Origin of the sequence: Microbacterium sp. MMO-10, assembly GCF_037148715.1 — a bacterium.
GTDB lineage: Bacteria > Actinomycetota > Actinomycetes > Actinomycetales > Microbacteriaceae > Microbacterium.
The window spans coordinates 278701-302354 of sequence record NZ_JBBCSV010000001.1; the positions used below are offsets into that span (position 1 = coordinate 278701).

The window sequence follows — 23654 nt, forward strand, 5'->3', positions numbered from 1 at the left end:
CACGAAGGATCCGGCGGACCGGATGTCACACTTCGGGCCCGGCCGGTGTCTCCATGTCCGAAGACGCGAGACGCGCGTCGCAGAAGGAGCAGATCATGAGCAGCACGACCAGGATCCCCGCCGTCGAGGTGACCGGCCCGTTCGGCGCCGTGGTGAAGGCCGTGGCGCGCCGCAAGCTCGGCCTCGTGCCCGACTCGCTCGGGGTGATGTGGCAGCACCGGCCCGTGATGATGGACATGATGAGCTTCGGGGGCAAGACCGAGAAGTGGCACGAGCTCGACCTCGGCCTTTCGACGCTGGCGACCATGGCCGCCGCCGCGACCGTCGGCTGCAGCTTCTGCCTCGACCTGCACTACTTCATGGCGCACGACCGGGGACTCGACGAGGACAAGGCCCGCGAGGTGCCGATCTGGCGCGACTCGACCCGGTTCACCCGCCTGGAGCGCCTGGTGATGGAGTACGCCGAGGCGATGAGCCAGACCCCGCCGGCGGTGACCGACGAGCTCTCCGACGCCCTGCTGGCGGAGATCGGCGCCCCCGCGCTGCTCGAGCTCGCCGCCAAGGTCGGGTACCTCAACGCCACCGCCCGGACGAACATCGCTCTCGGCATCCACTCCGACGGGTTCGCGGACGCCTGCGGCCTGGCGCCTCTGGCGTCTGCCGCGACCGGCGTAGCGTCGCAGGCATGAGCAGCGCGCCGGCGGCCGAGCCCGAGGACCCGTTCGTCACCCATCGCGGCCTGCTCTTCACCGTCGCGTACGAGATCCTCGGATCCGCGGCCGATGCCGAGGACGTGCTGCAGGAGTCGTGGCTGCGCTGGGACGGGGTGGACCGCGACCGGATCCAGGATCCGCGGGCGTACCTCGTGCGGATCGTCACCCGGCAGGCGCTGAACCTGCTCCGGTCGGTCTCCCGGCGGCGCGAGGAGTACGTCGGCCCGTGGTTGCCGGAGCCGCTGCTGACGACCGCGGACGTGGCGGACGACGTGGTGCTCGCCGAGAGCGTGTCGGTCGCGATGCTGACGGTGCTCGAGACTCTCGGCCCGACCGAGCGGGCGGTGTTCGTGCTGCGCGAGGTGTTCGACGTGCCGTTCGACGAGATCGCGGACGCCGTCGGCAAGACCCCGGCGGCGGTGCGTCAGATCGCGCACCGCGCGCGCGACCACGTCGCCGCCCGGCGCCCTCGTGTGCCCGTCGACGCCACCGAGCACGACCTGGTGGTGGAGCGCTTCATCGCGGTGATGAACTCGGGCGACGTGCAGGACCTCATGGACGTGCTGGCGCCCGACGTGGTGTCGGTCACCGACAGCGGCGGACTCGTCCGGCACGCCGCGCGCCGGCCGCTGCACGGCGCCGACCGGGTGATCGCGTTCCTGCGGGGCAGCATCGCGAAGCTCGACGTCGCGTACAGCGTGGTGCCGCTGCGCGTGAACGGCATGCTCGCCGCGGGGATCCGGGTCGGCGGCGACCTCGCGGCCGCGGTGAGCTTCGCCGTCGAGGACGGCCGGATCACCCGGGTGTTCTCGGTCGCGAACCCGGGCAAGCTCGCCGGCCTGGACGCGGAGGCGCCGCTCAGCCGCTGACGATGTTCTCGGGGGGGAGGATCACGCTGCACACCCGGATCCCGCGGTTCCTTGCACAGTGCGAAGGAACAGAGGTTCTTTCACCTCGCATCGCGCAGTGGCGCCGGCCGGCGTCGGCGAGGCTGGATCCAAGCCCCCCACTCGTACGCAAAGGAGCACGCGCATGGAACGCGACCCCGATCTCTTCGACACCGACGCACTGCTGCACATCGGCCGCCCCGTCTGGTTCGAGAAGCACCCCTCGCAGGCCGAGGGCGAGGACTTCTGACTCCCCGCCGTCCCGGCACGGAAGGGCCGCGACTCACCTGCGTGGGTCGCGGCCCTTCCGCGTGACGGCACGGCGCATGCGGGTCCGCCCGCGGGCCTCGCGCTCCTCGCGACGCTCGACGCGGAAGAACGCGACGACGCACGCCGCCATGAGCGCGACGAGGGCACGGGTGACCCAGAGCATCGGCTCCGACCTCACGGTGACGGCGTCGCTCGGCAGGCCGAACACCACGGCGAACATCGCCGCACCGGAACCGCGGCTCGGCGCCCAGCCGTGCGTGTCGAGTGCGAGGGTCGCCGTCACGCCGGAGACGGCGACGAGAAGCAGCAGGACCATGGTGAGGATCGTGCGCGGCGCACGATCGCCGCGTCGCGTCAGCGCCAGCAGCAGCACCGCCACCGGCCACAGCACGATCATCCCCACGAGGATCCCGAGAAGCAGTGCCAGCGGCACGAAGAGCAGCCCGATCAGCAGCCCGGAGCCCAGCCCCTCGCCGCGCCCGTCGGGAAGGGCGACAGCCGCCCCGCACGGGATCCCCGCGGCCGCGATGACCGCCCCGGCGCCCCCGCACGCCGTGCGGAGCGACAGGGGCATCCCGGTCAGGGCGAGGGCCGTCACGACCGCGGCGACGAGCGCGGCGGGGACGCCGCCGAGGACCATCAGCCGCGCGGATTGCTGGTCTTCCACGCCGCGCAGGGCGAATGCGGCGATCGCGGACCCCAGCACGAGCGCGACCCCGGCCGCGATGACGACGACGGCGGCACGCCCCGGGTGCGCCGATGCCCCCGCCGGGAGCTCCGGCGAGGGCATCGGCGACGACATGCTCAGGCGCCCTTGAGGCGCTCCGACAGGTAGGCGTCGAGCTCGGCGAGCGGCACGCGCTCCTGCGCCATGGTGTCGCGGTCGCGCACGGTCACGGCGTCGTCCTCGAGGGAGTCGAAGTCGATCGTGACGCAGAACGGGGTGCCGATCTCGTCCTGGCGACGGTAGCGGCGCCCGATCGCGCCGGCGTCGTCGAAGTCGATCGCCCAGTGGCCGCGCAGCGTGTCGGCGACCTCGCGGGCGAGCGGCGAGAGGCGCTCGTTGCGGCTCAGCGGCAGCACGGCGACCTTGACCGGGGCCAGGCGCGGATCGAGCTTCAGCACCGTGCGCACGTCGGATCCGCCCTTGGCGTTGGGCACCTCCTCCTCGACGTAGGCGTCGACGAGGAAGGCCATCATCGACCGGGTGAGGCCGAACGAGGGCTCGATCACGTACGGGGTGTACTTCTCGCCCGAGGCCTGGTCGAAGTAGGTCAGCGACGAGCCGGAGGCCTCGCTGTGGTTGGACAGGTCGAAGTCGGTGCGGTTGGCGACGCCCATGAGCTCGCCCCACTCCTTGCCCGCGAAGCCGAAGCGGTACTCGACGTCGATCGTGCCGGCGGAGTAGTGCGCCCGGTCCTCCTCGGGCACGTCGAACTGGCGCATGTTCTCGGGGTTGATCCCGAGGTCGATGAACCAGTCCCAGCACTCCTTCACCCAGTGCTCGAACCACTCCTGCGCCTCGGCGGGCGGCACGAAGTACTCGATCTCCATCTGCTCGAACTCGCGGGTGCGGAAGATGAAGTTGCCCGGCGTGATCTCGTTGCGGAACGCCTTGCCCACCTGGCCGATGCCGAACGGCGGCTTCTTGCGGCTCGCGGTGAGCACGTTCGAGAAGTTCACGAAGATGCCCTGCGCGGTCTCCGGGCGCAGGAAGTAGACGCCCGACTCGTCGTCGACCACGCCGAGGTAGGTCTTCACCAGTCCGGAGAACGCCTTGGGCTCGGTGTACTGGCCCTTGGTGCCGCAGTTCGGGCACGGCACGTCGGCCAGGCCGTTCTCGGCCGTGCGCCCCTTGCGGGCCTCGAAGTCCTCGATGAGGGTGTCGGCGCGGAAGCGCTTGTGGCACTGCAGGCACTCGACGAGCGGATCCGTGAAGGTGGCGACGTGACCCGAGGCCTCCCACACGCGCTTCGGCAGGATGATCGAAGAATCCAGGCCGACCATGTCGCCGCGTCCGCGCACGAACGTCTGCCACCACTGGCGGCGGATGTTCTCCTTGAGCTCGGTGCCGAGGGGTCCGTAGTCCCAGGCCGAGCGCGAACCGCCGTAGATCTCACCCGCTTGGAAGACGAACCCGCGGTGGCGGGCGAGGGCGATGACCTTGTCAAGACGGGACTGTTCGGCCACGGTGGCTCCAATGGTCGCGATGATGCGGGGAATTGCGCACGATGAGGCGCGACTCAATCCTATCGGCGCACAGGATCCCCGTGAGGGCCTGCAAGCACGCGCGAGCCGCTGACCCCCGCCTGCGCGCCCGACCGCACCGTCAGGACGGCACGCGGCCGGGGGCGGAAACGCGGATGCCGACCTGCTCTGCCCCCCGCGCGAGCCGGTCATCGTAGGTCCACAGTTCATGCGCCCCGAGCGCGACCGCGGTCGCGAGATGGAGGGCGTCGAGCGAGCGCAGGCGTCGCGGTCCGATCGTCCGCGCGAAGGCGAGCACCGCGTCGTGCAGCGGCGCGATCGCGACTCCGGACAAGGCATCCGCCGACAGGAGCCCTGCCGGGAGGTCTCCCTCGTAGACCTGCAGAGCACGCGCGACCTCGACTTCGGCCAGCCTCGATGTGACGAGCGTCGAGCCCGCGTCCCCCTCCCGCAGCATGGCGTCGGCCAGGCGCTCGGACTCCGCCTCGGCGAGAACGCGCTTCAGAAGCGCACTGCTGTCGAAGTAGAGCACCCTCACAATCGGTCTTCCCGAAGCTCATCCAGGAGGCCGATGATCGTCGCACCTGCCGGCAACGTGATCCGGGGTCGAACATCGCGAAACGGCTCGCGGGGTGGATCCACCCAGTCGGGCAGGCGCGTCGCCCTGGGTTTCACGATTCCCAGCCGTTCATCCACCGCTTCGCGCAGGATCTCCTGCTGACTGAGACCGGTGCGCGCCGACTCGGCCTTGAGAGCAGCCGCCGCCTCGGGGCGCAATCTCAGATTCATCGCCATGGGAGGACGGTACCACTCACCATCTCGATCGGTACCGGATTCGTGGCGGACTCCTCGGTCGCCCCGCACCACCGCGAACGTCGGAGGCCGGTGCCACACTGACGGGCATGGAACAGCGAGTGAGCTTCATCACCCTGGCCGTCGCCGACGTGGCCCGCAGCAGGGCCTTCTACGTGGACGGCCTGGGCTGGCAGCCGATCTTCGAGGCCGACGAGGTGCTCATGCTCCCGGTCGCGGAGCGGATGATCCTCTCCCTCTGGAGCGTCGAGGGGTTCACGGCCGAGATCGGCGCACCGCCCGCGCCCGGCATCGCACCGCTCACGCTCGCGCACAACCTCGCCACCGAGGCCGAGGTCGACGCGGTGCTCGCGGAGGCTGCGGCGCTCGGCGCGTCGGTCATGCCCGCGCAGCGTCGGGACTGGGGCGGCTATTCGGGCTACTTCGCCGATCCGGACGGCTTCCGCTGGGAGATCGCGATGAACCCCGGCGAGACCGGGGCGTTCGTGCTCGGCACGGAGAGCTGACCCCGGGCGTTTCCGCGGTCCGCGCCCGCGCGGCCTACCCTGGAATGATGAGCACCGCACCGGAGACCGACGAGCACCGCGAGCGCGACACCCGATTCTTCGGGCAGCCCTGGGCGCTCGCGCACCTGTTCGGCGTGGAGATGTGGGAGCGCTTCAGCTTCTACGGCATGCAGGGGATCCTGCTGATCTACCTGTACTACTCGGTCACCGACGGCGGGCTCGGGCTCGACAAGGCCGTCGCCGGCGGCATCGTCGGCGCCTACGGCGGGTCGGTGTACCTGTCGACGATCCTCGGCGCCTGGGTCGCGGATCGGATCCTGGGGTCCGAGCGCACCCTCTTCTACAGCGCGATCGTGATCATGGCCGGTCACATCGCCCTCGCGCTGCTGCCGGGTGCCGCCGGCGTGGCCGTGGGCCTCATCCTCGTCGCGATCGGATCCGGCGGGCTCAAGGCGAACGCCACCTCGGTGGTCGGCACGCTCTACTCGGCGGAGGATCCGCGCCGCGACGCCGGCTTCTCCCTGTTCTACCTCGGCATCAACCTCGGCGGGTTCTTCGGCCCGATCGTCACCGGTCTGCTGCAGTCGACGCTCGGCTTCCACGTCGGCTTCGGCATCGCGGCGGTCGGCATGGCAGCCGGGCTCGTGCAGTACTCGTTCGGCCGGCGGGCGCTGCCCGCCCCGGCGCGCCGGGTCGCGAACCCGCTGCCGCGGAACAAGTACGTCACGGCGGTGCTCCTCGCGATCGCCGCGATCGTCGTGCTCGTCGTGCTGGTGCTCACGGGCGTGATCCGCGCCGACAACCTCGCCACCGTGGTGATCATCGCGGCGACCGTCGCGGCGATCGCCTACTTCGCCGTGATCCTGACGAGTCGCCGCATCGATGCCACCGAGCGCTCGCGCGTGTGGGGATTCCTGCCGCTGTTCATCACGAGCGTGGCGTTCTGGTCCCTGTACCAGCAGCAGTTCACCGTGCTGACCGTGTACTCCGACGCCCGCCTGAACCGCGACCTGTTCGGCTTCACGATGCCGGTCTCGTGGGTGCAGTCGATCAACCCGATCTTCATCATCGTGCTCTCGGGTGTGTTCGCCGCGATCTGGACGAAGCTCGGCTCCCGCCAGCCGTCGACGCCGGTGAAGTTCGCCCTGGGCGCGGCGGTCATGGGCGCCGCGTTCCTGCTGTTCCTGCCGTTCGCGAACGGCCCGGCGAACTCGACCCCGCTGCTCGCGATCATCGGGATCCTGTTCGTATTCACCGTGGCGGAGCTGTTGCTCTCCCCGATCGGGCTGTCGGCGGCGACGAAGCTCGCACCCGCGGCCTTCCACACGCAGATGGTCGCCCTGTTCTTCCTGTCCGTCTCGCTCGGCACCGCGATCTCGGGCTGGCTGGTCACCTACTACGACCCGAAGAACGAGGTGCCGTACTTCTCGATCCTCGGCGGCATCGCGATCCTCGTCGGCGTCGGCCTGCTGGTCTGCGCGAAGCCGGTGCTCGCGCTCATGAAGGGCGTGCGCTGACGCGAGCGGGATCCGTTCCCGTCGCAGAAGACGTCGTTCCGGGCCGGTGACGGCGACATCTTCTGCGACGGGAACCCACGGGGTTCAGCGCGCGGCGACGCTGTCGCCGAGATACTCGCCGGCGGCGAGCTGCTCGACGAGAGGCCGTGCGACCGGCTCCCAGCCGAGCTCGGCGCGCGCCGTGGCGCCGGACGCCTGCTCGTCGAGCAGCAGCGCGTCGGCGAACGCCTCGCCGAGCCGGGCACGGGTGTCTGCGGCGCTCTCGGGCCGGACGCCCTCGGCCACGTCGTATCCGGCGGCGATGGCCTCTCCGAGCTCGCGGACCGTGGGGTTCTGGCCCGAGGCGCCGATGTAGGTCGCTCCGGCGCGCCCCTTCTCCAGCGCGAGCACGTACACGGCCGCCAGGTCGTCGACGTCGACGGTCGTCCAGTGCTGGCTGCCGTCTCCGATCAGACGCACTCCCCCGTCGGTCTCATCGGTGAGGAGCCGGATCAGCCCGCCGCCGCGGCCGTACACCAGCGCCGGTGCGACGACGACGCCGCGCACCCCGGTCGCACCGAGGACGCGGTCCTCGCCTGCCGCGCGCCAGGCCGTCAGGGCCGGACGGTCCAGGGGGCTCTCCTCGGTGATATCGCTCCCCGCGCCGTAGCTCCAGATCCCGCCGGTGTGCACGAACGGCTTGCCGCTGCCCTCGAGCGCGCCGAGCACGGCGTCGATGAACGCCGCGTCGCCCTCGGGGGTGGAGGCCGTGTGCACGACGCCGTCGGCGGCGGACGCGGCCTCCGCCACGAGCGCGGCATCGGTCACGTCGCCGACGAGGCCGATGGCGCCGGCCTCTTCGACGGTGCGGGCCTTGGCGGCGTCGCGCACGAGCGCGGTCACCTCATGTCCTTCGGCGAGGAGACGGGAGAGGACGGAGGAGCCGATGTATCCGGTCGCGCCGGTGAGAAGAACCTTCATACGATTCGCGAACGCCCGGCGTGACGGATCCTATTCCCGCCGCGGACGGGTCGGGGCCGCCCCCAGCGGGAGATCATGCGGCCGTCCGCGTCTCGAGTGCACGGAGCGACGCACCCTCGGCGCCGCCCGGGGCGATGGTTCGGACGGCGCCGAGACGGACGGCCCTGTGGGCGATCAGGCCGGCACGACCAGGATCTGCGACTGCGCGTGGTCGCCGCCCGTGGGCGTGCTGCACACGGACTTCGCCTCCGAGGTGATCAGTCCGGTCGTCCCGCTCTGCGTACCGCGCTGCCCCGCGTTGATCTGGGCGAGGAGGTACCAGTAAGCGGCCTCCGAGTTCGGCGTCTCGAAGTTCCACGCCGCGTCGAAGGTGAGGTCGGTGTACCGCCAGATCGCGTACTGGGTGGCCTCGATCGCGTCGTCGGCGCTCAGCGGGGCGGTGAACGGGTGTCCCGCGCCGGGCGCCCATGCCGCCACGGCCGCGGAGAACGCGCTGAGGGTGATCCCCGGGTAGCTGTTCTGGATGATCCAGAGCACCTTGCTGTAGATGTCGGCACTACCCGTGAGGTAGTTGCTGCCCAGGTAGGTGCCGAGGCCGCCGGCCGTCGCCGCCATGTCCGACTTCGCCGGAACGTCGTGCTCGACGCAGTAGGAGAAGTAGTCGGGAGTGCCCGGGTTGCCGGGATCCGCCGGAGTGCTGGTGAAGACCGCGTGGATCCCGGTACCGCCGTAGCCCTGGGTCAGGGCGCCCATCCACAGCCCCGAGACCATGACCGGGATGCTCGCCGTCGGGCCGTTCGGAGCGATCTGACCGACGACGTCGTAGGTGCCGGGGGTGGAGCTGGTGACGATGAGGCTCGTGAGGTCGACGATGCCGTTGGCATCCGACAGGAGGGTCTTCGGCGCGGTGGTGCCGTCGCTCCAGTGGAACGAGGACTGCCCCGCGGGCGCCGCGGGCGGCAGGGTGACGATGATCGCCTGGTTCGCCACCGGGGCCCCGTTCTTCGTCAGGGCGAAGCGGATGTTCCCGACGGGTGTGCACACGCCCGTCGGGACGGGCGTGCTGCCCGGGTCGATCTCGGTGCCGTTCGATGCAGCGAAGGCGGGTGCGGCGACCGCGACCGCGATGACGGGCAGCGACCATGCTGCGCCCTTGACGATCGTGCGGCGCGACAGGCCTGCGCCCGCGACGTGCGCGCTGTCCTTCTGTTCCATGCTGCTACTCCCCAGTTCTCGTTCGCGGTGGCGGGATTCGCCACCGTCCCCGAAAGGAAAGGAGTACGCAGGGCCGTCGAGGTGACGCGGGCGCCGGCACGCGATCCTCGCACCCCGATCCGACGAGTGCCCGTCGGCCCGGGGCGCGGTACGGGCCGGGACCTGCGCGGGCGACCGTGGCGGTGGGCGCGAGCGGTCGGCGCGCGGTCGGCGCGTCAGCGCACCGTCGGAGCGTCGGTCAGCGTGCGATCGTGCGGCCGTCCGGATCCCCGGGGCCGAGCGGACGCAGCCGCGACGGCAGCGGCCAGCCCAGGGCATAGCGCCGGGTCGGCGGGCGCTGCATGTCGCCGAAGTCGTCGACCTTGACGGTGATCCGCCCGTCGCCCTCCGGAACGACCTCCACGATCTGCACGCGGAGCGGACCCTCGCCCTCCCCCTCGAGGATCCACGGATCAGCCAGCCAGCGGATCCCGTGCTCTTCCAGCGCCGCCTCGGCGTCGAGCCAGTCGATCTCTCCGGTGAGCTCGCGCCCGAGCACGTCGACGGCGAGCCAATCGGCGCCCTCGGGACGGATCCACCCGAGCAGTTCGCCGTCCTCACGGCGGTGCGGGGTCCAGTCTGCGGGGATCATGGGGCGAGCCTAACTCGGCGGGCCCGCGGGACGATCGCCGGCGCCGATCCCCCGGGGCCGCGCCCACGGGCGGCGGTCGACCGAGACGAAACGCGGTTCCGTCGAGGACGCCGCGTTTCGTCTCGGTCGCCTGCGGCGTCCTCGCTCAATGACCCCACGAGGGCATCGCGAACGGCGCGCGTCACCAGATCGTGACGCGCTCCTCGGGGGCGAGCCACAGCCGGTCGCCTTCCGCCACCCCGAACGCGTCGTAGAACGCGTCGATGTTGCGGAGGATCTGGTTGCAGCGGAACTCGTTCGGCGAGTGCGGGTCGATCGTGAGCAGGCGGATCGTCTCGGCCTCCCGGCTCTTCTGCTGCCAGACCTGGCCCCAGCTCAGCAGCAGGCGCTGCACGCCCGTGTAGCCGTCGATGACCGGGGCCTCGGCACCGCCGAGCGCGATCTCGTAGGCCTTGAGCGCGATGCCGAGGCCGCCGAGGTCGCCGATGTTCTCACCGATCGTGAGCGCGCCGTTCACGTGGTGCTCGGTGCCCAGCCCCTCGGGCACGAGGGCGTCGTACTGCGCGATGAGCGATGCGGTGCGCTCCTCGAAGGCGGCGCGATCCTCGTCCGTCCACCAGTCCTGCAGCTTGCCGTCTCCGTCGTAGCGGCTGCCCTGGTCGTCGAAGCCGTGGCCGATCTCGTGGCCGATCACGGATCCGATCCCGCCGTAGTTCGCGGCGGCGTCGCGGCCGGCGTCGAAGAACGGGTACTGCAGGATCGCCGCCGGGAACACGATCTCGTTCATGAGCGGGTTGTAGTACGCGTTCACCATCTGCGGGGGCATGAACCACTCGTCGCGGTCGATGGGCTTGCCCACCTTGCCGAGCTGGCGGTCGTGCTCGAACCGCCCCGCGCGACCGGCGTTGCCCACGAGGTCGCCCGCGTCGATGACCACCGCGGAGTAGTCGCGCCAGGTCTTCGGGTGGCCGATCTTCGGGGTGAAGGTGTCGAGCTTCGCCAGCGCCTTCTCGCGCGTGGCCGGGCTCATCCACTCGAGCGTCGTGATCGACTGGCGGTACGCCTCGAGCAGGTTGCCGATGAGCTCGTCCATCGCCGCCTGGGCGGACGGCGGGTAGTGCCGCTCGACGTAGACCTTGCCGACTGCGTCGCCGAGCGAGCCCTCGACGAGCGAGACGCCGCGCTTCCAGCGCTCGCGGATCGTCGGCACGCCGGTGAGCTCGGTGCCGTAGAACGAGAAGTTCTCCTGCACGATGTCGTCCGTGAGGTACGCGGCGAGGCCGTGCACGACCTTGGCCCGCAGCCAGGCCTTCCAGTCGTCGAGGCGGTCCGCGACGAGCAGGGATCCGAGGCCCGAGAAGAAGCTCGGCTGGTAGGCGACGACCTCGTCGAAGGCCGCGGGTCCGGCCGGGCCCGCAACCGCGTCCCGCCAGGGCGCCAGGTCGACCCCGGCGAGCTCCTGCAGCTCGTCCCACGTCTTCAGGTTGTAGGTCTTGACGGCGTCGCGGCTCTCGACGTTGTCCCAGTGGTGGCCGGCGATCTCGTGCTCGAGCCCGAATGCGCGCTCGGCCTGGTCCGCGGCATCGGTGACGCCGGCGAGAGCGAGGATCCGCTCCAGGTGCGCCCGGTAGGCGGCACGGGTGCCCTCGAAGCTGTCGAGGCGGTAGTAGCTCTCGTCGGGCAAGGAGAGGCCCGCCTGCACGGCGAACGGCACGTAGCGCTCGGGGTTGCCCGGATCGGGCTCCACGAAGACCCCGATGAGCGCGGCGATGCCCTGTCGGTCGAGGGACCCGACGGTCGCGAGGAACTCGCCGATCGTGGTGATGGCATCGACGGCCGCCAGCGGCTCCTTCAGCGGCGCGGTGCCGAGCGCGGCGATGCGCTCGGTGTCCATGAAGCTCGCGAACAGGTCGCCGATCTTGCGGGCCTCGGTGCCCTCGTCGGCGGTCTGCGCCTCCTCGATGATGGCGCGGACGTCTTTCTCCGCCTGATCCGCGAGCAGGTGGAACGAGCCCCAGCGCGCCTTGTCGGCGGGGATCTCGGTGTTCTCGAGGAAGGTGTGGTTGACGTGCCGGTAGAGGTCGTCCTGGGGGCGGATCGCGGGGTCGAAATCGCCGATGGCGAGGCCGGAAGGGAGAACGTCGGTCATGGGGATCAGCCTATGCGGGCACTCCGACAAGCTCGACGGATCGCCCGACGCCGTGGGCGAACGCGCACCGGCTCAGGAGGATCCCGGGAGCGGCGTTCCGGGCGCAGGGGCCGGCCGAGCATCCGTGGTGCACGGCTCCTGGACTCGGGGAGCCGACGCTCTTCGTCCTGCACAGAAGGTTGTCCAAGAGAGTTCTCCACAGCAACAGTTCTTGCGCCTGATCTGGGGTTGGAATGTCGGTGGTCCGCGGTTTCATGGGGGTATGGCATCCACGACGCGTGAGGTTCTGGAGCAGGTCGAGCACCTGTTGCGGGGCATGTGCGCGTCCGACGAGGTCGTGGGGCAGTTCGAGGGGATCGATGATGCGGAGGCGATCCGGATCCTGCAGGCCTGCGGCCGCGTGCAGCGACTGATGGACGCGGGGATCACGACGGTCGCTGCTCGCGCAGCCGAGCGGGATCTGGGTTCCGCTTCCTCGGGGATCAGCACGCGGGCCGGCTGCGCGAACGTGACCGAGCTGCTCCGGCGGGCTCTTCGGGTGGATGTCGGCACGGCCCACCGATACCTGCACGCTGCGGACGCGGTGAGGCGTGACCTGCTGCTCTCGTCCGGGCAGCACGCGGCCGCCCGGTTCGAGGCGCTGGGGCGGGCCCTTAGGGACGGGGACCTCTCGGTGACGGGGCTGCTCGCCGCGGTCGGGCCGGTCGAGCGGTCCGGGAACAGGATCGACGGGCAGATGCGGGACGCGGTCGACGAGATCCTCGCCGCCATGGCCCGCGGAGCAGACCTGCCCGATGAGCATGGCCGCCCGGGACCGGCGCCGTCGACGGACGAGCTCGCGCATCACGCGCGGGCTCTGATGCTCGCGCTCGATCCGGACGGGGCGGAACCCGAGGATCGCAGGGCGGAGCGCAACCGGGGGATCACGATCGGCCGGCTCCGCGACGGAGTGCGGCCGGTCCGCGGCGGGCTGCTGCCCGAGGTCGCGGCCGTGCTCGAGCGGCTGTTCGACGCGTTCAACAACCCGGCCGCCCCGAGCGCCGCCGACCTCACCGGCCGCCTCGACCCCACCGGCGACGGGGCGCGCGCCGGGGTCCGGTTCGTCGACGGCACCGAGGCGCCCGACGCATCGCCGTTCCCGGGGGGCCCGGCCGCTCCTGCCGACACCCGCACTCGTGCGCAACGCGATCACGACAATCTCGCGGCGATCCTGAACATCGCGGCCGGCCGGTCCGGCGTGCCCGCCCTCGGCGGCGCCGCACCCACCCTGGTCGTCTCCGTAACCGCGAAGGACTACGCGACCGGCTCGGGGCGGGCGTTCCTCGAGGGCTCTGACATCGACGTCCCCCTCAGCGTGGCCCGACACACCGCGTGCGCCGGGGGCATCCAACGGGTGCTGTTCGACGACCACGGCCAGATCGTGTCGATCGGCACCACCGCTCGTGTCTTCACCGCCCTCCAGCGCCGTGCGATCGTGCTCCGCGACCGGGAATGCCTCATTCCCGGCTGCCATACCCCCGCCGCCTGGTGCGAGATCCACCACGTCCAAGAGCACGCCGCTGGCGGCCCCACCCATACCAGCAACGGCGTCGCCCTCTGCTGGCAGCACCACCGTACGCTCGAGACGTCCGGCTGGCAGATCCGAATGCGCCGCGGCGTCCCCGAGCTACGCGGACCGCACTGGTGGGACCCTGCCCGCACCTGGTTCCGGCCACGCACCAGGGGCGGCCTCACCGACGCCCTGCATCGGGCGCCCGCCGATGCCCTCGCACCACCCGGGTAGGAGACAGGCCGGACAGGGAAAGGGCGGGACTCGCCTCGAAGGCCGGACCCTCAGACCTCGCCCGCGTCCCCCATCGGCAGCGTCACCTTCAGGCAGAAGCCGGCGTCCGTGTGCTCGGCGACCACGTCTCCGCCGTGCGCCCGCGCGAGCCCTCGGGCGATCGCGAGGCCCAGGCCCGCACCCGAGGCGACCGCGTCGGGCGCGGCGCCGGCGCTGCGGGACGGATCCGAGCGCCAGCCGACCTCGAACATGCGGTCCAGATCCTCCACGGCCACGCCGCTGCCGTGATCGAGCACGGCGAGCACGAGCCGGTGCGGCGACGGCGACTCCGCGAAGACGAGGATCTCGGATCCGTCCGGTGCATGACGCACCGCGTTCGTGAGCAGGTTGACGATCACGCGCGTGAGCTGATGCGGATCCGCCCACAGCACATGCCCCTCGATCCCCTGCTGCACGATCCGCACACCGTGCTGCCCGGCGGCGGCGCTGACGTCGGCGACCGCGTCGGAGACCACGTCGAGCAGTTCGACCTGCTCCGTGCGCAGTCGGAGGCTGCCGGACGTGATGCGCGAGAGCTCGAACAGGTCGTCCACCATCCGCCCCAGGGTGTCGGCCTGTGCTCGCACCTGGCCGGGCAGAGCGCCCGGGTCCGCGAGACCCGCCTCGGCGGACTCCGCGAGCGCGCGGATCGCGGTGAGCGGCGTGCGCAGGTCGTGCGAGATCCACGCGAGGAACCGGCGGCGGTCGGAGTCGAGTCGCTCCAGTTCGGCGCGTGCATCGCTGAGCTTCGCGGAGACCTCGGCGAGCTCGGCGGAGAGGTCGTCGAACTCGCGCCAGCCGCTCGCCCCGCCGTCGACGACGTCGCCGTCGCCGACCCTGCGCACCGCGGCCGTGAGCTCCTGCACCGAGCTGCGCGCCGCTCTCGCGGTGATCCACGCCGTCGCGAGCGCGCACAGAAGGGCGGCGCCGAGCACCCACACCAGCACCGTGAAGTCGTGCACCGAGAGGTACATCTCTGCGGAGATCGCGAGCACGCCGGTCGCGAGGGCGAGCACCGAGGCGGCTCCGACCACGACCAGCCGGAATGTGAGCCCCGCACCCCGCGCGCGACGCAGCACCAGCACGGCGACGAGCGTCACGACCGCGGCGCATCCCAGCGCGGTCAGCACGATGAGCAGCACATCCAGCGCGCCGAGCGGCATCATCGTCATGCTCCGGATCCGTCGGCCGAGAACCGGTACCCCGCACCCCACTCGGTGAGCAGATGCGCAGGCCGACGCGGATCGCGCTCGATCTTCTCGCGCAGCCGCCGCACGTGCACCGTGACCGTCGACCCTTCGCCGAAGGACCAGCCCCAGACCTCGCGCAGGATGTCGTCCCTCGAGAGCACCTCGCCGTCGTGCTGCACGAGGTACGCGAGCAGTTCGTACTCGCGCGCGGCGAGCAGCACCTCGTCTCCGCGCACGTGCACGCGTCTGCGGGCGGGATCCAGCCGGAAGGCGCCGCGCACGATCTCCCGGGTCGGGGCTGCCGCGGCACGGGAGCGGCGCAGCAGCGCGTCCACCCGCAGCAGCAGCTCGCGCAGCGCGAAGGGCTTCACGAGGTAGTCGTCGGCGCCGTTCTCCAGCCCGGCGATGCGCTGCTCGACCTCGCCGAGCGCGGTCAGCATGATGATCGGCACCGCCGAGCGGGCCCTCGCGTCGCGCGCCAGCTCGTCCCCGCTGATCCCCGGCAGCATGCGGTCGACGATGAGCACGTCGGGCGGATCCGCGCGCACCGCGCGCTGCGCCGACACCCCGTCGCCGAACGCGTCGACGAGGTAGCCGTTCGCGCCGAGGTAGCGCTCGACCGCCACCCGCACGGTGGGATCGTCCTCGACGAGCGCCACCCGGGGCACAGAGGTTCCCGGCGTCTCCATGCACCGAGGCTATCCCCGCCCCGGGATGCGGATCCGAGATCCTTACGTCCTCGAAAGAACTCCCCTGCGCTCGGTTCTCGGTGCCTAGCGTCGGATCCGTTCACGACCGGCGGCGACCTCGTCGTCGGCGCTTCCCCAGGAATGGAGCAATCATGCGCAGGTCCGCACTCGTCCCCTCCTCGATCGGCGTGGCCGTCCTCGCCCTCGGAGTGACCCTCGCCGGCTGCAGCTCGACCCCGGGCGGATCCTCCCCCTCGGCCGACACGATGTCGAGCTCGTCTCCGATGGCATCGTCGTCGCCGATGGATCACCCGTCGATGACCGGGACCTTCATGGGGCTCAACGGCAAGGCGGTGAAGGGCACGGTCACCGTGTCGGGATCCGAGCTGGTCCTCAGCGGGTTCTCCTCCGACGAGGGCCCCGATCTGCACGTCTACCTCACGAACGGCACCGATGAGGCGGCGGTCTCCGCCGGGAAGCAGATCGACGCCGTGGCCTTCGACAAGGACTCGCAGACGTTCCCGCTGAACGGCGTCGACCCGTCGATGTACAAGGACGTCGTCATCCACTGCGACAAGGCCAAGGCGGTGTTCGGGGCCGCCGCGCTGTCATGACCGCCGCCGGGGCCCGTGCCGCGCGGGCCTCCGTGCGACCCGCCGCCCCCGCCCGCGGGATGCTCCTCGTCGCTCTCGCCGGAGCCCTGGCCCGGGTGGCGACGGGGGTGCTGTGGCTCGGCGAGGGGGTGCTGAAGTACCGGGCCGGATTCGGATCCGCCGACATCCTCCTCGTCGCCCAGGGCGCCGCCGGCAACTCCCGGATCCCGTTCTTCTTCCGCCCGCTCGGGGCACTCATGCAGGCCGCGCCCGGTCTGTTCGGGTTGGCGATCCCGGCCCTCGAGATCGCGCTCGGGATCCTGCTCGTGCTCGGGCTCGGCCGGGTGACGACCACGATCGCCGCGCTCGGATCCATCGCCACGCTGATGCTCTACTGGTCGTCGGATCAGCTCATCGCGCAGTACCCCGCGATGGTGCTGCTCTCGGCCATCGTGCTGGCCCTGCCCCGGTCGGGGCGGCTCGGGGTGGCGTGGCTGTGGGAACGCCAGCGCAAGGCGCGGGGGCTCGGTAGGACACCGCCCGTCGTCTAGCGGCGGAACCAGCGCTTCTTCGGCTCCACGACGGCGGCGGGCGCGGCGGCCACCGCGACCTCTCGGCGCTGCCGCCACGCGGCGATCTCGGCGTCGACGTCGCGCGGCCTCGTCACCACGGGCGGGCCGCCCAACAGCTGGCGCCGGGCCTCGATGACCCTGCGGTTGAAGTCCTCCAGCACGGCACGGACATCGGCCTCCCGGCGCAGCCCGTCAAGCTGGGCATCGAGCTCGCGGTCCTCCACGCGGAGCATGAGCGCAGGCGGGCCGAGGCCGGTGAGGTTCTCGCGCTCGATCTTCCGCCGGATCCACCAGTCCGGATCGTGGTGGGCGCCGAGTCCGGGGATGGGCTTGCCCGCGCCGGGCAGATCGTCGAACTGCCCCTGCCGGATCGCGACCTGGATCGCGGTCTCGACGATCGCGGGCATCGTCTCCGCGTTCAACGTGGACGGCGGGGCCGTCGATTCGGCAGGCGTGGCGCTCAGCAGGCGCTCGGCGTGCGAGCGGCGTCTCTGTTCGTCGTCGGCCATGGGTTCCTCCGGTTCTCGTCGGACCTCGGGTGCTCTCAGCCTAACGCCGGCCGGCGGGCGGCGGCCGGGGGCCGGGAGGAGAGATCGCCGGACGGCCGGGATGTCCGCACGCACCCCTAGGCTCGTACGGTGCCCTCCCCGATCCCGAGCGAGACCCCGAGCGCGGCGCCGAGCCTGAACCGCGAGATCGTCCGGCTCGCGGTGCCTGCGCTGGGCGCGCTCGTCGCGGAGCCCGCGTTCCTCATGGTCGACGCGGCGCTGGTCGGACACCTGGGCACGACGCCGCTCGCCGGACTCGGCATCGCCTCGGCGATCCTGCAGACCATCGTCGGCCTGATGATCTTCCTCGCCTACTCGACGACCCCCGCGGTGGCACGACGGTTCGGGGCGGGCGAGCACGGCGATGCGGTGTCGGTCGGCATCGACGGGATGTGGCTCGCCCTGGGCCTCGGCGCGGTGCTCGCGGTGATCGGCTCTCTGCTGACCCCCGCCGTGATCCCGCTCTTCGGCGCGAGTCCCGCTGTCGCCGCGCAGGCGAGCGCGTACCTCGTGCCCTCGATGTGGGGGCTGCCCGCCATGCTCGTCGTCTATGCCGCGACCGGGCTGCTGCGCGGGATGCAGGACACGATGACCCCGCTGTGGATCGCCGGCGTCGGCTTCGCGGCGAACGCGCTGCTGAACGCCCTGTTCATCTACGGCTTCGGCTGGGGCATCGCCGGATCCGCGTTCGGCACGGTCGTCGCCCAGTGGGGCATGGTCGGCGCCTACGTGCTCGTGATCGGCCGCCTCGCCCGCCGTCACGACGCGTCGATCTCCCCCGAGCTGAGCGGGATCCGCGGATCCGCGCGCTCCGGCGGGTGGCTGTTCCTGCGCACCGTGAGCCTGCGCGTCGCGCTGCTCGCGACCGTGGCCGTCGCGACGGGCATCGGCACGCGCGAGCTCGCCGGCTGGCAGGTCGTGTTCACGGTGTTCTCCGCCGCGGCGTTCGCCCTCGACGCTCTCGCGATCGCCGCGCAGGCCCTCATCGGCAAGAGCCTGGGAGCCCTGGATCCGAACGGCGCACGGCACGTGCTGGCCCGCACCGTCGCGTGGGGCGCCTGGTTCGGGGTGATCGTCGGCGCGCTCATCGCCGCCCTGTCCGCCGTCATCGGCCTCGCCTTCACCGGCGACCCGCGCCTCGCCGCACTCATCCAGCCGGCGCTGATCGTGCTCGCCATCGCCCAGCCGATCGCGGGCGTCGTCTTCGTGCTCGACGGAGTGCTCATGGGAGCGGGCGACGCGCGGTACCTCGCCCTCGCAGGCGGACTGAACCTCGTCCCCTTCCTCCCCGCGCTCGCGATCATCGCGGCAACCGGCGTATCGGGCGTCGCGGGCCTGATCTGGCTCGCCGTCGCCTTCTTCGGCGTCTACCTGTGCGCTCGCCTGGTCACGCTCGGCCTCCGTGTGCGCACCGGACGCTGGCTCTCCCTCGCCGTCTGAGCGCACTCCCGATCCGCACAGGTGCGGTCCGATCAGCGTTTTCCACCGATCACGCCGTCGGAGACCCAACAGCCCGAACGCGTTGCCAATCTGGATCGATCCGAGCGACACTGAAGAGGTGCTGACCATGAATGAACCACAGGTGTGGACACTGATCGGAGTGTTCGCAGCCGGGATGTTCGGCATGATCACGATCGTGTCGACGATGTTCATCCGGGTGATGCGCTCGGAGATCCATGCGTTGCGGGTCGAACTGGTCGGCGAGATCCGCAACATCGACCGCGACGTCAACGCCCTCATGAAGCACACGTTCAACATCGACCGGGACTGACCGCCGACCGTTCCCGCCGGCACTGATGCGACAGTCTCCCCGGGGCGTCGAATCTCGCGCGAGCCGGATCTGAACCGCGGTGCCGGTCAGCCCGCGTGCCTCCGGCACCACTCGTGCATGATGATCGCCGCCGCAGCTCCGGCGTTGATCGAGCGGGTGGACCCGTACTGGGTGATCTCGACGTGCCCGGAGGCCGCGGAGAGCGCCTCGTGCGAGAGCCCGGGACCCTCCGCGCCGAACAGCAGCACGCAGCGCTCCGGCAGTTCCGCCTGATCGACGGGGAGCGCGCCGTCGAGGTTGTCGACGGCGATGATCGGGATCCGCGCCGCCTTGGCCCAATCGGCGAACTCGGCCACGGTCTCGTGATGGACCACGTGCTGGTAGCGATCGGTCACCATCGCGCCACGGCGGTTCCAGCGGCGGCGGCCGATGATGTGCACGGTGTCGGCGAGGAACGCGTTGGCGCTGCGCACGATCGACCCGATGTTCATGTCGTGCTGCCAATTCTCGATCGCGACATGGAAGCCGTGCCGGCGCGTATCGAGGTCGGCGACGATCGCCTCCATCCGCCAGTACCGGTATCCGTCGACGACATTGCGCCGGTCGCCGTGCGCCAGCAGCTCGGGATCGAAGCGGTCGTCCGAGGGCCACTCCCCCTCCCACGGCCCGACGCCGTGCGGAGGATCGAGCTCGGGTTCGGCGACGGGCTCGGGATCCTGCATCCCGCCAGCGTATCCGGCGACGGCACCCGCCATCCGCGGCGGCGGGTGCCGTCGCCGCGGGGTTGCCGCGGGGGGAATCAGATATTTCGGTAAGCCTAAATATGAGATAGGTTTTCGGTGTGCCTAAAACGACCGTGATCGACGCGCCGCCGAGCGGGCGCGCCGGTGCGCCCGCTTCCGCACGCGGCGTGGCCCTGCTCGGACCGGCACTCGTCGCCGGAGTCGCCTACGTGGATCCGGGCAACGTCGCGAGCAACATGACGGCGGGTGCGGGCTACGGCTACCTGCTGGTGTGGGTGGTCGTCGTCGCGAACGTCATCGCCTGGCTCGTGCAGTACCTCTCGGCGAAGCTCGGCGTCGTCACCGGGCGCAGCCTTCCCGAGCTGCTCGGCGACGGTCTGCGCAACCGCTTCGCCCGCCGTGCGTACTGGCTGCAGGCCGAGCTCGTCGCCATGGCGACCGACATCGCCGAGGTCATCGGCGGCGCCGTCGCGCTGCAACTGCTGTTCGGCCTCCCGCTGCTGCTCGGCGGACTGATCACCGGCGCCGTGTCGATGGCGCTGCTCGCGGTGCAGGGCCGGCGCGGCGCACGCCCCTTCGAGTTCGTCGTGATCGGCCTCCTCGCCGTGGTCACCGTGGGGTTCCTCGCCGGCCTCCTGGTTGCCCCGCCGGATCCCGCCGCAGCCCTCGGCGGTCTGACGCCGCGGTTCACCGATTCCGGATCCGTGCTGCTGGCCGCCTCGATCCTCGGCGCGACGATCATGCCGCACGCGATCTACGCGCACTCCGCCCTCGCCCGCGATCGCTTCGGCACGCCGGCCGCCCCCTCCGCCGGAACCGCGTCCGTCGCGACGCCGCCGCCCGCCCCGCGCACCCCGATCGCGCGGCTTCTCGCCGTGACCCGGTGGGACGTCACCCTCGCGATGGTCGTCGCCGGCGCCGTGAACCTGGGGATGCTGCTGCTCGCGGCAGCCACGCTGCCGGGAGTCGAGGGCACCGACTCGCTCGAGGGCGCCCATGCCGCGATCAGCGCGCAGCTCGGCCCGCTCATCGGCACGCTCTTCGCCGTCGGGCTGCTCGCCTCGGGCCTCGCCTCGACGGCGGTGGGGGCCTATGCGGGCGCGGAGATCATGCACGGCCTGCTGCGGGTGCGCATCGCAATGCCCGTGCGCCGCCTGATCACCCTCATCCCGGCGCTCGTCATCCTCGGGCTCGGCGTCGACCCCACGTTCGCCCTCGTGCTCAGCCAGGTGGCGCTGTCGTTCGGGATCCCCTTCGCCCTCATCCCGCTCGTCGCGCTCACCGCCCGGCGACGGATCCTCGGGACCTACGCCAACCGGCCGTGGACCACCGTCGCCGGCATCGTGGCGGTGACCCTGCTCATCGCGCTCAACGCGGTGCTGCTCTGGCTGCTGCTGACCGGATCCTGACCCGTTTCGCCCCCTCGCTCCGCCCGCGCGCGGCTCGTCGGGGACCGCTCGCCCGGCCGCCCCGCCCGGCCGCCCCGCCCGGCCGCCCCGCTCGGCCGCCGCGCCCGGCCGCCGCGCCCGGCCGCCCCGCCCGGCCGCCCCGCCCGGCCGGTTCGCGATTCCCGCGAGACCGAACCTGCGTCCCGAGACCGACGATGAATCGCGCGGTCTCGGGGCGCGGGTTCGGTCTCGCGGTCAGTACCCCGGATCCCGCACGCCCACCGGATCCCGCACGCCCACCGGCTGCCGCACGGCCACCGGATCCACCGGAAGGAGGATCCGGCCCGCATGGGGAGCACAGCCGCCGCGGGTAGGCTCGGAGCATGGCCCGATCCCGCCGCCCGTCCGCCGCGCAGCGCGCCGCAGAGAAGGCCGAAGCGCAGGCCGCCGCGCGCCGCGCCGTGCGGATCTGCACCTGGGCGTCGCTCGTCACCGCCGCTCTCGGGGTGCTCCTGATCGCCGTGCCGAAGCTGATGCCGGTCGGCAGCCCCTGGGTTCAGCTCGCGCTCGGCGCACTCACCCTGATCCTGGCGTTCCGCGCCAGGGCGATCGGCATGCGCGGCGTCGAGGGATTCGACGGCCGCCTCTCGCTGCTGGGCGCGGCCGCGGGCTTCATCGTGATGTTCTTCGCGGGCCAGGCGGCGTTCTCCGTGCTGTCCTCCCTCGGCCACTGACCCCCGCTCTCCGAGTCGTCCCCCTGAGGACGACCTATGGACCGTGCTCAGGGGGACGACTCCACGGAGGACGACGAGGCGGAGAGGTTAGGCTGGATCCGTGGCATCCCCCGCGGCCGACGACTACCTCAAGACGGTGTTCGCGCACACCGAATGGCAGCCGGCGCCGATCACGCCGTCGCAGCTCGCCGCCAAGCTCGGCATCGCCCCGTCCAGCGTCACCGAGATGGTGAAGAAGCTCGCCGCGTCGGGCCTCGTCTCGCACGTGCCCTATGGAGCCGTGCGCCTCACCGACGACGGGGAGCAGCGGGCTCTCGCGATCATCCGGCGGCACCGCCTCATCGAGACCTGGCTCGTGCGGGAGTTCGGCTACGCGTGGGACGAGGTGCACGACGAGGCCGAGGTGCTCGAGCACACCATCAGCGACCGGCTGCTGGAGGGCATCGACGCCCGTCTCGGCAGGCCGCGGTTCGACCCGCACGGCGACGCGATCCCCGGCGCGGACGGCCGCATCGAGCGAGAGCCGTTCGTCCTGCTCGCCGATGCCGCAGCCGGCCACACCGGCCGGGTGCTGCGGGTGGACGACCGGGATCCCGAACTGCTGCGCTCCCTGGAGTCGGCCGGTCTGATGATCGGCGGCGAGGTCACGGTGACCTCCGAGGGACTGAAGATCGACGGCGCCGAGGTCGAGCTCCCGACGGACGGCGCCGACGCCGTCTGGCTGTCGGCCTGACGCCGGCTTCGGGGTCGACGGCGCCAGAGCTCCGCCCGCCGAACTCAGGCCGGATCCCGTCCGAGGGGGCGAACGGAGCCGGATCCGGCCCTCCCCCGCAGATCCGACCTGAGTTCGGCGGTGGACGGCGCCGTCATCCGCCCGTAACCCGCGGGTTCTAGGCTGGGCGCATGGCACAACGCGACGACATCGAATGCTGGCTCACCGACATGGACGGTGTGCTCGTGCACGAGAACGACGCCATCCCCGGTGCGTCCGAGCTGCTCGCCAACTGGGAGAGCAGCGGAATCCCCTACCTCGTGCTCACGAACAACTCGATCTTCACCGCGCGCGACCTGTCCGCGCGGCTGCGCACGAGCGGGCTGAACGTGCCGGAGGAGCGGATCTGGACCTCCGCGCTCGCGACGGCCGACTTCCTGAAGCAGCAGCTCCCCGGCGGATCCGCGTTCGTGATCGGAGAGGCCGGGATCCTCACGGCCCTCCACGACGCGGGCTTCATCATGACCGAGACGAACCCCGACTTCGTCGTGGTCGGTGAGACGCGCAACTACTCGTTCGAGGCGATCACCAAGGCGATCCGCCTGATCGACGGCGGTGCGCGCTTCATCGTCACCAACCCCGATGCCACGGGGCCGAGCGCCGACGGGCCGCTGCCCGCCACCGGGGCGATCGCCGCCCTCATCACCAAGGCGACCGGGCGGGATCCCTATGTGGTCGGCAAGCCGAACCCGATGATGTTCCGCTCGGCGCTGAACAAGATCGGCGCCCATTCCAAGCGCACCGGCATGATCGGCGACCGCATGGACACCGACGTGGTGGCGGGCATCGAGGCGGGCCTGCACACGGTGCTCGTGCTGACCGGGATCAGCGACACGGCGGAGATCGAGAAGTACCCGTTCCGTCCGGACGAGGTCGTGCAGTCGGTGGCGGATCTGCTCCCCCGGATCACCGAGACGATCCGCACGATCCCGCAGAAGGCCCCGAAGGCCTCCCGGGACTGAG

At 71.4% G+C, this 23654-nt stretch carries 25 protein-coding genes; 13 read left to right on the top strand and 12 right to left on the bottom strand.

Translation table 11 applies throughout. The annotated features are described in order from the left end of the window. Positions 1-95: 95 nt before the first annotated feature. Both WFJ17_RS01190 and WFJ17_RS01195 read left to right on the top strand, forming a co-directional pair. The gene (locus WFJ17_RS01190; protein WP_336627963.1) at positions 96-689 is read left to right on the top strand and encodes a carboxymuconolactone decarboxylase family protein; all 594 of its coding nucleotides are present in this window, start codon (positions 96-98) and stop codon (positions 687-689) included. Next, entirely contained in the window at positions 686-1582 is an 897-nt protein-coding gene (locus tag WFJ17_RS01195; RefSeq protein WP_292883221.1) for an RNA polymerase sigma-70 factor, read from the top strand. Before WFJ17_RS01190 ends, WFJ17_RS01195 begins: the two co-directional genes overlap by 4 nt. A gap of 301 nt (positions 1583-1883) precedes the next feature. Here the strand turns inward: WFJ17_RS01195 and WFJ17_RS01200 are convergent, their stop codons facing one another. From WFJ17_RS01200 to WFJ17_RS01215, 4 genes are all read right to left on the bottom strand, one after another. Next, positions 1884-2660 (bottom strand): hypothetical protein, encoded by a 777-nt coding sequence (locus WFJ17_RS01200; RefSeq protein WP_336647437.1) that lies wholly within the window; start codon positions 2658-2660, stop codon positions 1884-1886. Between the two features lie 14 nt (positions 2661-2674). Continuing rightward, complete coding sequence (locus WFJ17_RS01205) at positions 2675-4060, bottom strand: glycine--tRNA ligase (protein WP_251442887.1); 1386 nt, start codon at positions 4058-4060, stop codon at positions 2675-2677. Positions 4061-4199: 139 nt separating this feature from the next. Then, complete coding sequence (locus WFJ17_RS01210; protein WP_251442890.1) at positions 4200-4616, bottom strand: type II toxin-antitoxin system VapC family toxin; 417 nt, start codon at positions 4614-4616, stop codon at positions 4200-4202. After that, positions 4613-4873 carry a ribbon-helix-helix protein, CopG family gene (locus WFJ17_RS01215; RefSeq protein WP_251442893.1) on the bottom strand — a complete coding sequence of 87 codons (261 nt, stop codon included), beginning with the start codon at positions 4871-4873 and terminating at the stop codon, positions 4613-4615. The genes WFJ17_RS01210 and WFJ17_RS01215 overlap by 4 nt, the downstream gene beginning before the upstream one ends. A 107-nt stretch (positions 4874-4980) precedes the next feature. Here WFJ17_RS01215 and WFJ17_RS01220 point away from each other — a divergent pair, with 107 nt between their 5' ends. After that, a complete protein-coding gene (locus WFJ17_RS01220; protein ID WP_251442896.1) occupies positions 4981-5397 on the top strand; it encodes a VOC family protein in 417 nt (138 codons plus the stop codon). 47 nt (positions 5398-5444) lie between these two features. Beyond that, positions 5445-6914, top strand: a complete 1470-nt coding sequence (locus WFJ17_RS01225) for a peptide MFS transporter (protein WP_442927954.1) — start codon at positions 5445-5447, stop codon at positions 6912-6914. Positions 6915-6998: 84 nt separating this feature from the next. Here the strand turns inward: WFJ17_RS01225 and WFJ17_RS01230 are convergent, their stop codons facing one another. The 4 genes from WFJ17_RS01230 to WFJ17_RS01245 form a co-directional block, all read right to left on the bottom strand. Then, positions 6999-7874, bottom strand: coding sequence for an NAD-dependent epimerase/dehydratase family protein (locus WFJ17_RS01230; protein WP_292883212.1), 876 nt, complete (start codon positions 7872-7874; stop codon positions 6999-7001). A 174-nt stretch (positions 7875-8048) separates the two neighbouring features. Then, positions 8049-9089, bottom strand: coding sequence for a thioester domain-containing protein (locus WFJ17_RS01235; protein WP_336647438.1), 1041 nt, complete (start codon positions 9087-9089; stop codon positions 8049-8051). Between the two features lie 238 nt (positions 9090-9327). After that, positions 9328-9720, bottom strand: coding sequence for a hypothetical protein (locus WFJ17_RS01240; RefSeq protein ID WP_251442908.1), 393 nt, complete (start codon positions 9718-9720; stop codon positions 9328-9330). A 181-nt stretch (positions 9721-9901) separates the two neighbouring features. Next, the gene (locus WFJ17_RS01245) at positions 9902-11869 is read right to left on the bottom strand and encodes a M13 family metallopeptidase (protein WP_336647439.1); all 1968 of its coding nucleotides are present in this window, start codon (positions 11867-11869) and stop codon (positions 9902-9904) included. Positions 11870-12131: 262 nt separating this feature from the next. On the opposite strand from WFJ17_RS01245, the gene WFJ17_RS01250 reads away from it, so the two are divergent. Next, positions 12132-13652 (top strand): HNH endonuclease signature motif containing protein, encoded by a 1521-nt coding sequence (locus WFJ17_RS01250; protein WP_336647440.1) that lies wholly within the window; start codon positions 12132-12134, stop codon positions 13650-13652. A gap of 50 nt (positions 13653-13702) precedes the next feature. Here the strand turns inward: WFJ17_RS01250 and WFJ17_RS01255 are convergent, their stop codons facing one another. Next, positions 13703-14863: a sensor histidine kinase gene (locus tag WFJ17_RS01255; RefSeq protein WP_336647441.1), complete on the bottom strand. Its 1161-nt coding sequence runs from the start codon at positions 14861-14863 to the stop codon at positions 13703-13705. Then, a complete protein-coding gene (locus WFJ17_RS01260; RefSeq protein ID WP_292883185.1) occupies positions 14860-15570 on the bottom strand; it encodes a response regulator transcription factor in 711 nt (236 codons plus the stop codon). The genes WFJ17_RS01255 and WFJ17_RS01260 overlap by 4 nt, the downstream gene beginning before the upstream one ends. A gap of 152 nt (positions 15571-15722) precedes the next feature. On the opposite strand from WFJ17_RS01260, the gene WFJ17_RS01265 reads away from it, so the two are divergent. Beyond that, on the top strand, positions 15723-16184 hold the full coding sequence (locus WFJ17_RS01265) for a DM13 domain-containing protein (protein WP_336647442.1): 462 nt from the start codon (positions 15723-15725) through the stop codon (positions 16182-16184). Beyond that, positions 16181-16714 carry a hypothetical protein gene (locus tag WFJ17_RS01270; RefSeq protein ID WP_336647443.1) on the top strand — a complete coding sequence of 178 codons (534 nt, stop codon included), beginning with the start codon at positions 16181-16183 and terminating at the stop codon, positions 16712-16714. Before WFJ17_RS01265 ends, WFJ17_RS01270 begins: the two co-directional genes overlap by 4 nt. Here WFJ17_RS01270 and WFJ17_RS01275 read toward each other — a convergent pair. Next, positions 16711-17244 (bottom strand): J-domain-containing protein, encoded by a 534-nt coding sequence (locus tag WFJ17_RS01275; protein ID WP_336647444.1) that lies wholly within the window; start codon positions 17242-17244, stop codon positions 16711-16713. The two genes, WFJ17_RS01270 and WFJ17_RS01275, sit on opposite strands and share 4 nt — an antisense overlap. 129 nt (positions 17245-17373) lie before the next feature. On the opposite strand from WFJ17_RS01275, the gene WFJ17_RS01280 reads away from it, so the two are divergent. Both WFJ17_RS01280 and WFJ17_RS01285 read left to right on the top strand, forming a co-directional pair. Next, positions 17374-18723: an MATE family efflux transporter gene (locus tag WFJ17_RS01280; protein ID WP_336647445.1), complete on the top strand. Its 1350-nt coding sequence runs from the start codon at positions 17374-17376 to the stop codon at positions 18721-18723. Positions 18724-18850: 127 nt separating this feature from the next. Then, complete coding sequence (locus WFJ17_RS01285; RefSeq protein ID WP_251442926.1) at positions 18851-19054, top strand: hypothetical protein; 204 nt, start codon at positions 18851-18853, stop codon at positions 19052-19054. Positions 19055-19140: 86 nt separating this feature from the next. Here the strand turns inward: WFJ17_RS01285 and WFJ17_RS01290 are convergent, their stop codons facing one another. Next, entirely contained in the window at positions 19141-19776 is a 636-nt protein-coding gene (locus WFJ17_RS01290; RefSeq protein WP_251442928.1) for a TrmH family RNA methyltransferase, read from the bottom strand. Positions 19777-19895: 119 nt separating this feature from the next. Here WFJ17_RS01290 and WFJ17_RS01295 point away from each other — a divergent pair, with 119 nt between their 5' ends. From WFJ17_RS01295 to WFJ17_RS01310, 4 genes are all read left to right on the top strand, one after another. After that, the gene (locus tag WFJ17_RS01295; protein ID WP_442927955.1) at positions 19896-21206 is read left to right on the top strand and encodes an Nramp family divalent metal transporter; all 1311 of its coding nucleotides are present in this window, start codon (positions 19896-19898) and stop codon (positions 21204-21206) included. A 362-nt stretch (positions 21207-21568) separates the two neighbouring features. Next, the gene (locus tag WFJ17_RS01300; protein ID WP_251442930.1) at positions 21569-21919 is read left to right on the top strand and encodes a hypothetical protein; all 351 of its coding nucleotides are present in this window, start codon (positions 21569-21571) and stop codon (positions 21917-21919) included. A gap of 100 nt (positions 21920-22019) precedes the next feature. Continuing rightward, on the top strand, positions 22020-22652 hold the full coding sequence (locus tag WFJ17_RS01305) for a metal-dependent transcriptional regulator (RefSeq protein WP_336647446.1): 633 nt from the start codon (positions 22020-22022) through the stop codon (positions 22650-22652). Positions 22653-22822: 170 nt separating this feature from the next. Then, positions 22823-23653, top strand: a complete 831-nt coding sequence (locus WFJ17_RS01310; RefSeq protein ID WP_292883163.1) for an HAD-IIA family hydrolase — start codon at positions 22823-22825, stop codon at positions 23651-23653. Position 23654: the final 1 nt, after the last annotated feature.

Excerpts from the sequence above, each read along its gene's own strand:
- WFJ17_RS01190 (WP_336627963.1), top strand. The coding sequence starts at position 96 with ATGAGCAGCACGACCAGGATCCCCGCCGTCGAGGTGACCGGCCCGTTC.
- WFJ17_RS01195 (WP_292883221.1), top strand. The coding sequence starts at position 686 with ATGAGCAGCGCGCCGGCGGCCGAGCCCGAGGACCCGTTCGTCACCCAT.
- WFJ17_RS01200 (WP_336647437.1), bottom strand. The coding sequence starts at position 2,660 with ATGCCCTCGCCGGAGCTCCCGGCGGGGGCATCGGCGCACCCGGGGCGT.
- WFJ17_RS01215 (WP_251442893.1), bottom strand. The coding sequence starts at position 4,873 with ATGGCGATGAATCTGAGATTGCGCCCCGAGGCGGCGGCTGCTCTCAAG.
- WFJ17_RS01220 (WP_251442896.1), top strand. The coding sequence starts at position 4,981 with ATGGAACAGCGAGTGAGCTTCATCACCCTGGCCGTCGCCGACGTGGCC.
- WFJ17_RS01225 (WP_442927954.1), top strand. The coding sequence starts at position 5,445 with ATGAGCACCGCACCGGAGACCGACGAGCACCGCGAGCGCGACACCCGA.
- WFJ17_RS01230 (WP_292883212.1), bottom strand. The coding sequence starts at position 7,874 with ATGAAGGTTCTTCTCACCGGCGCGACCGGATACATCGGCTCCTCCGTC.
- WFJ17_RS01235 (WP_336647438.1), bottom strand. The coding sequence starts at position 9,089 with ATGGAACAGAAGGACAGCGCGCACGTCGCGGGCGCAGGCCTGTCGCGC.
- WFJ17_RS01240 (WP_251442908.1), bottom strand. The coding sequence starts at position 9,720 with ATGATCCCCGCAGACTGGACCCCGCACCGCCGTGAGGACGGCGAACTG.
- WFJ17_RS01245 (WP_336647439.1), bottom strand. The coding sequence starts at position 11,869 with ATGACCGACGTTCTCCCTTCCGGCCTCGCCATCGGCGATTTCGACCCC.
- WFJ17_RS01250 (WP_336647440.1), top strand. The coding sequence starts at position 12,132 with ATGGCATCCACGACGCGTGAGGTTCTGGAGCAGGTCGAGCACCTGTTG.
- WFJ17_RS01255 (WP_336647441.1), bottom strand. The coding sequence starts at position 14,863 with ATGACGATGATGCCGCTCGGCGCGCTGGATGTGCTGCTCATCGTGCTG.
- WFJ17_RS01260 (WP_292883185.1), bottom strand. The coding sequence starts at position 15,570 with ATGGAGACGCCGGGAACCTCTGTGCCCCGGGTGGCGCTCGTCGAGGAC.
- WFJ17_RS01265 (WP_336647442.1), top strand. The coding sequence starts at position 15,723 with ATGCGCAGGTCCGCACTCGTCCCCTCCTCGATCGGCGTGGCCGTCCTC.
- WFJ17_RS01270 (WP_336647443.1), top strand. The coding sequence starts at position 16,181 with ATGACCGCCGCCGGGGCCCGTGCCGCGCGGGCCTCCGTGCGACCCGCC.
- WFJ17_RS01275 (WP_336647444.1), bottom strand. The coding sequence starts at position 17,244 with ATGGCCGACGACGAACAGAGACGCCGCTCGCACGCCGAGCGCCTGCTG.
- WFJ17_RS01285 (WP_251442926.1), top strand. The coding sequence starts at position 18,851 with ATGAATGAACCACAGGTGTGGACACTGATCGGAGTGTTCGCAGCCGGG.
- WFJ17_RS01290 (WP_251442928.1), bottom strand. The coding sequence starts at position 19,776 with ATGCAGGATCCCGAGCCCGTCGCCGAACCCGAGCTCGATCCTCCGCAC.
- WFJ17_RS01300 (WP_251442930.1), top strand. The coding sequence starts at position 21,569 with ATGGCCCGATCCCGCCGCCCGTCCGCCGCGCAGCGCGCCGCAGAGAAG.
- WFJ17_RS01310 (WP_292883163.1), top strand. The coding sequence starts at position 22,823 with ATGGCACAACGCGACGACATCGAATGCTGGCTCACCGACATGGACGGT.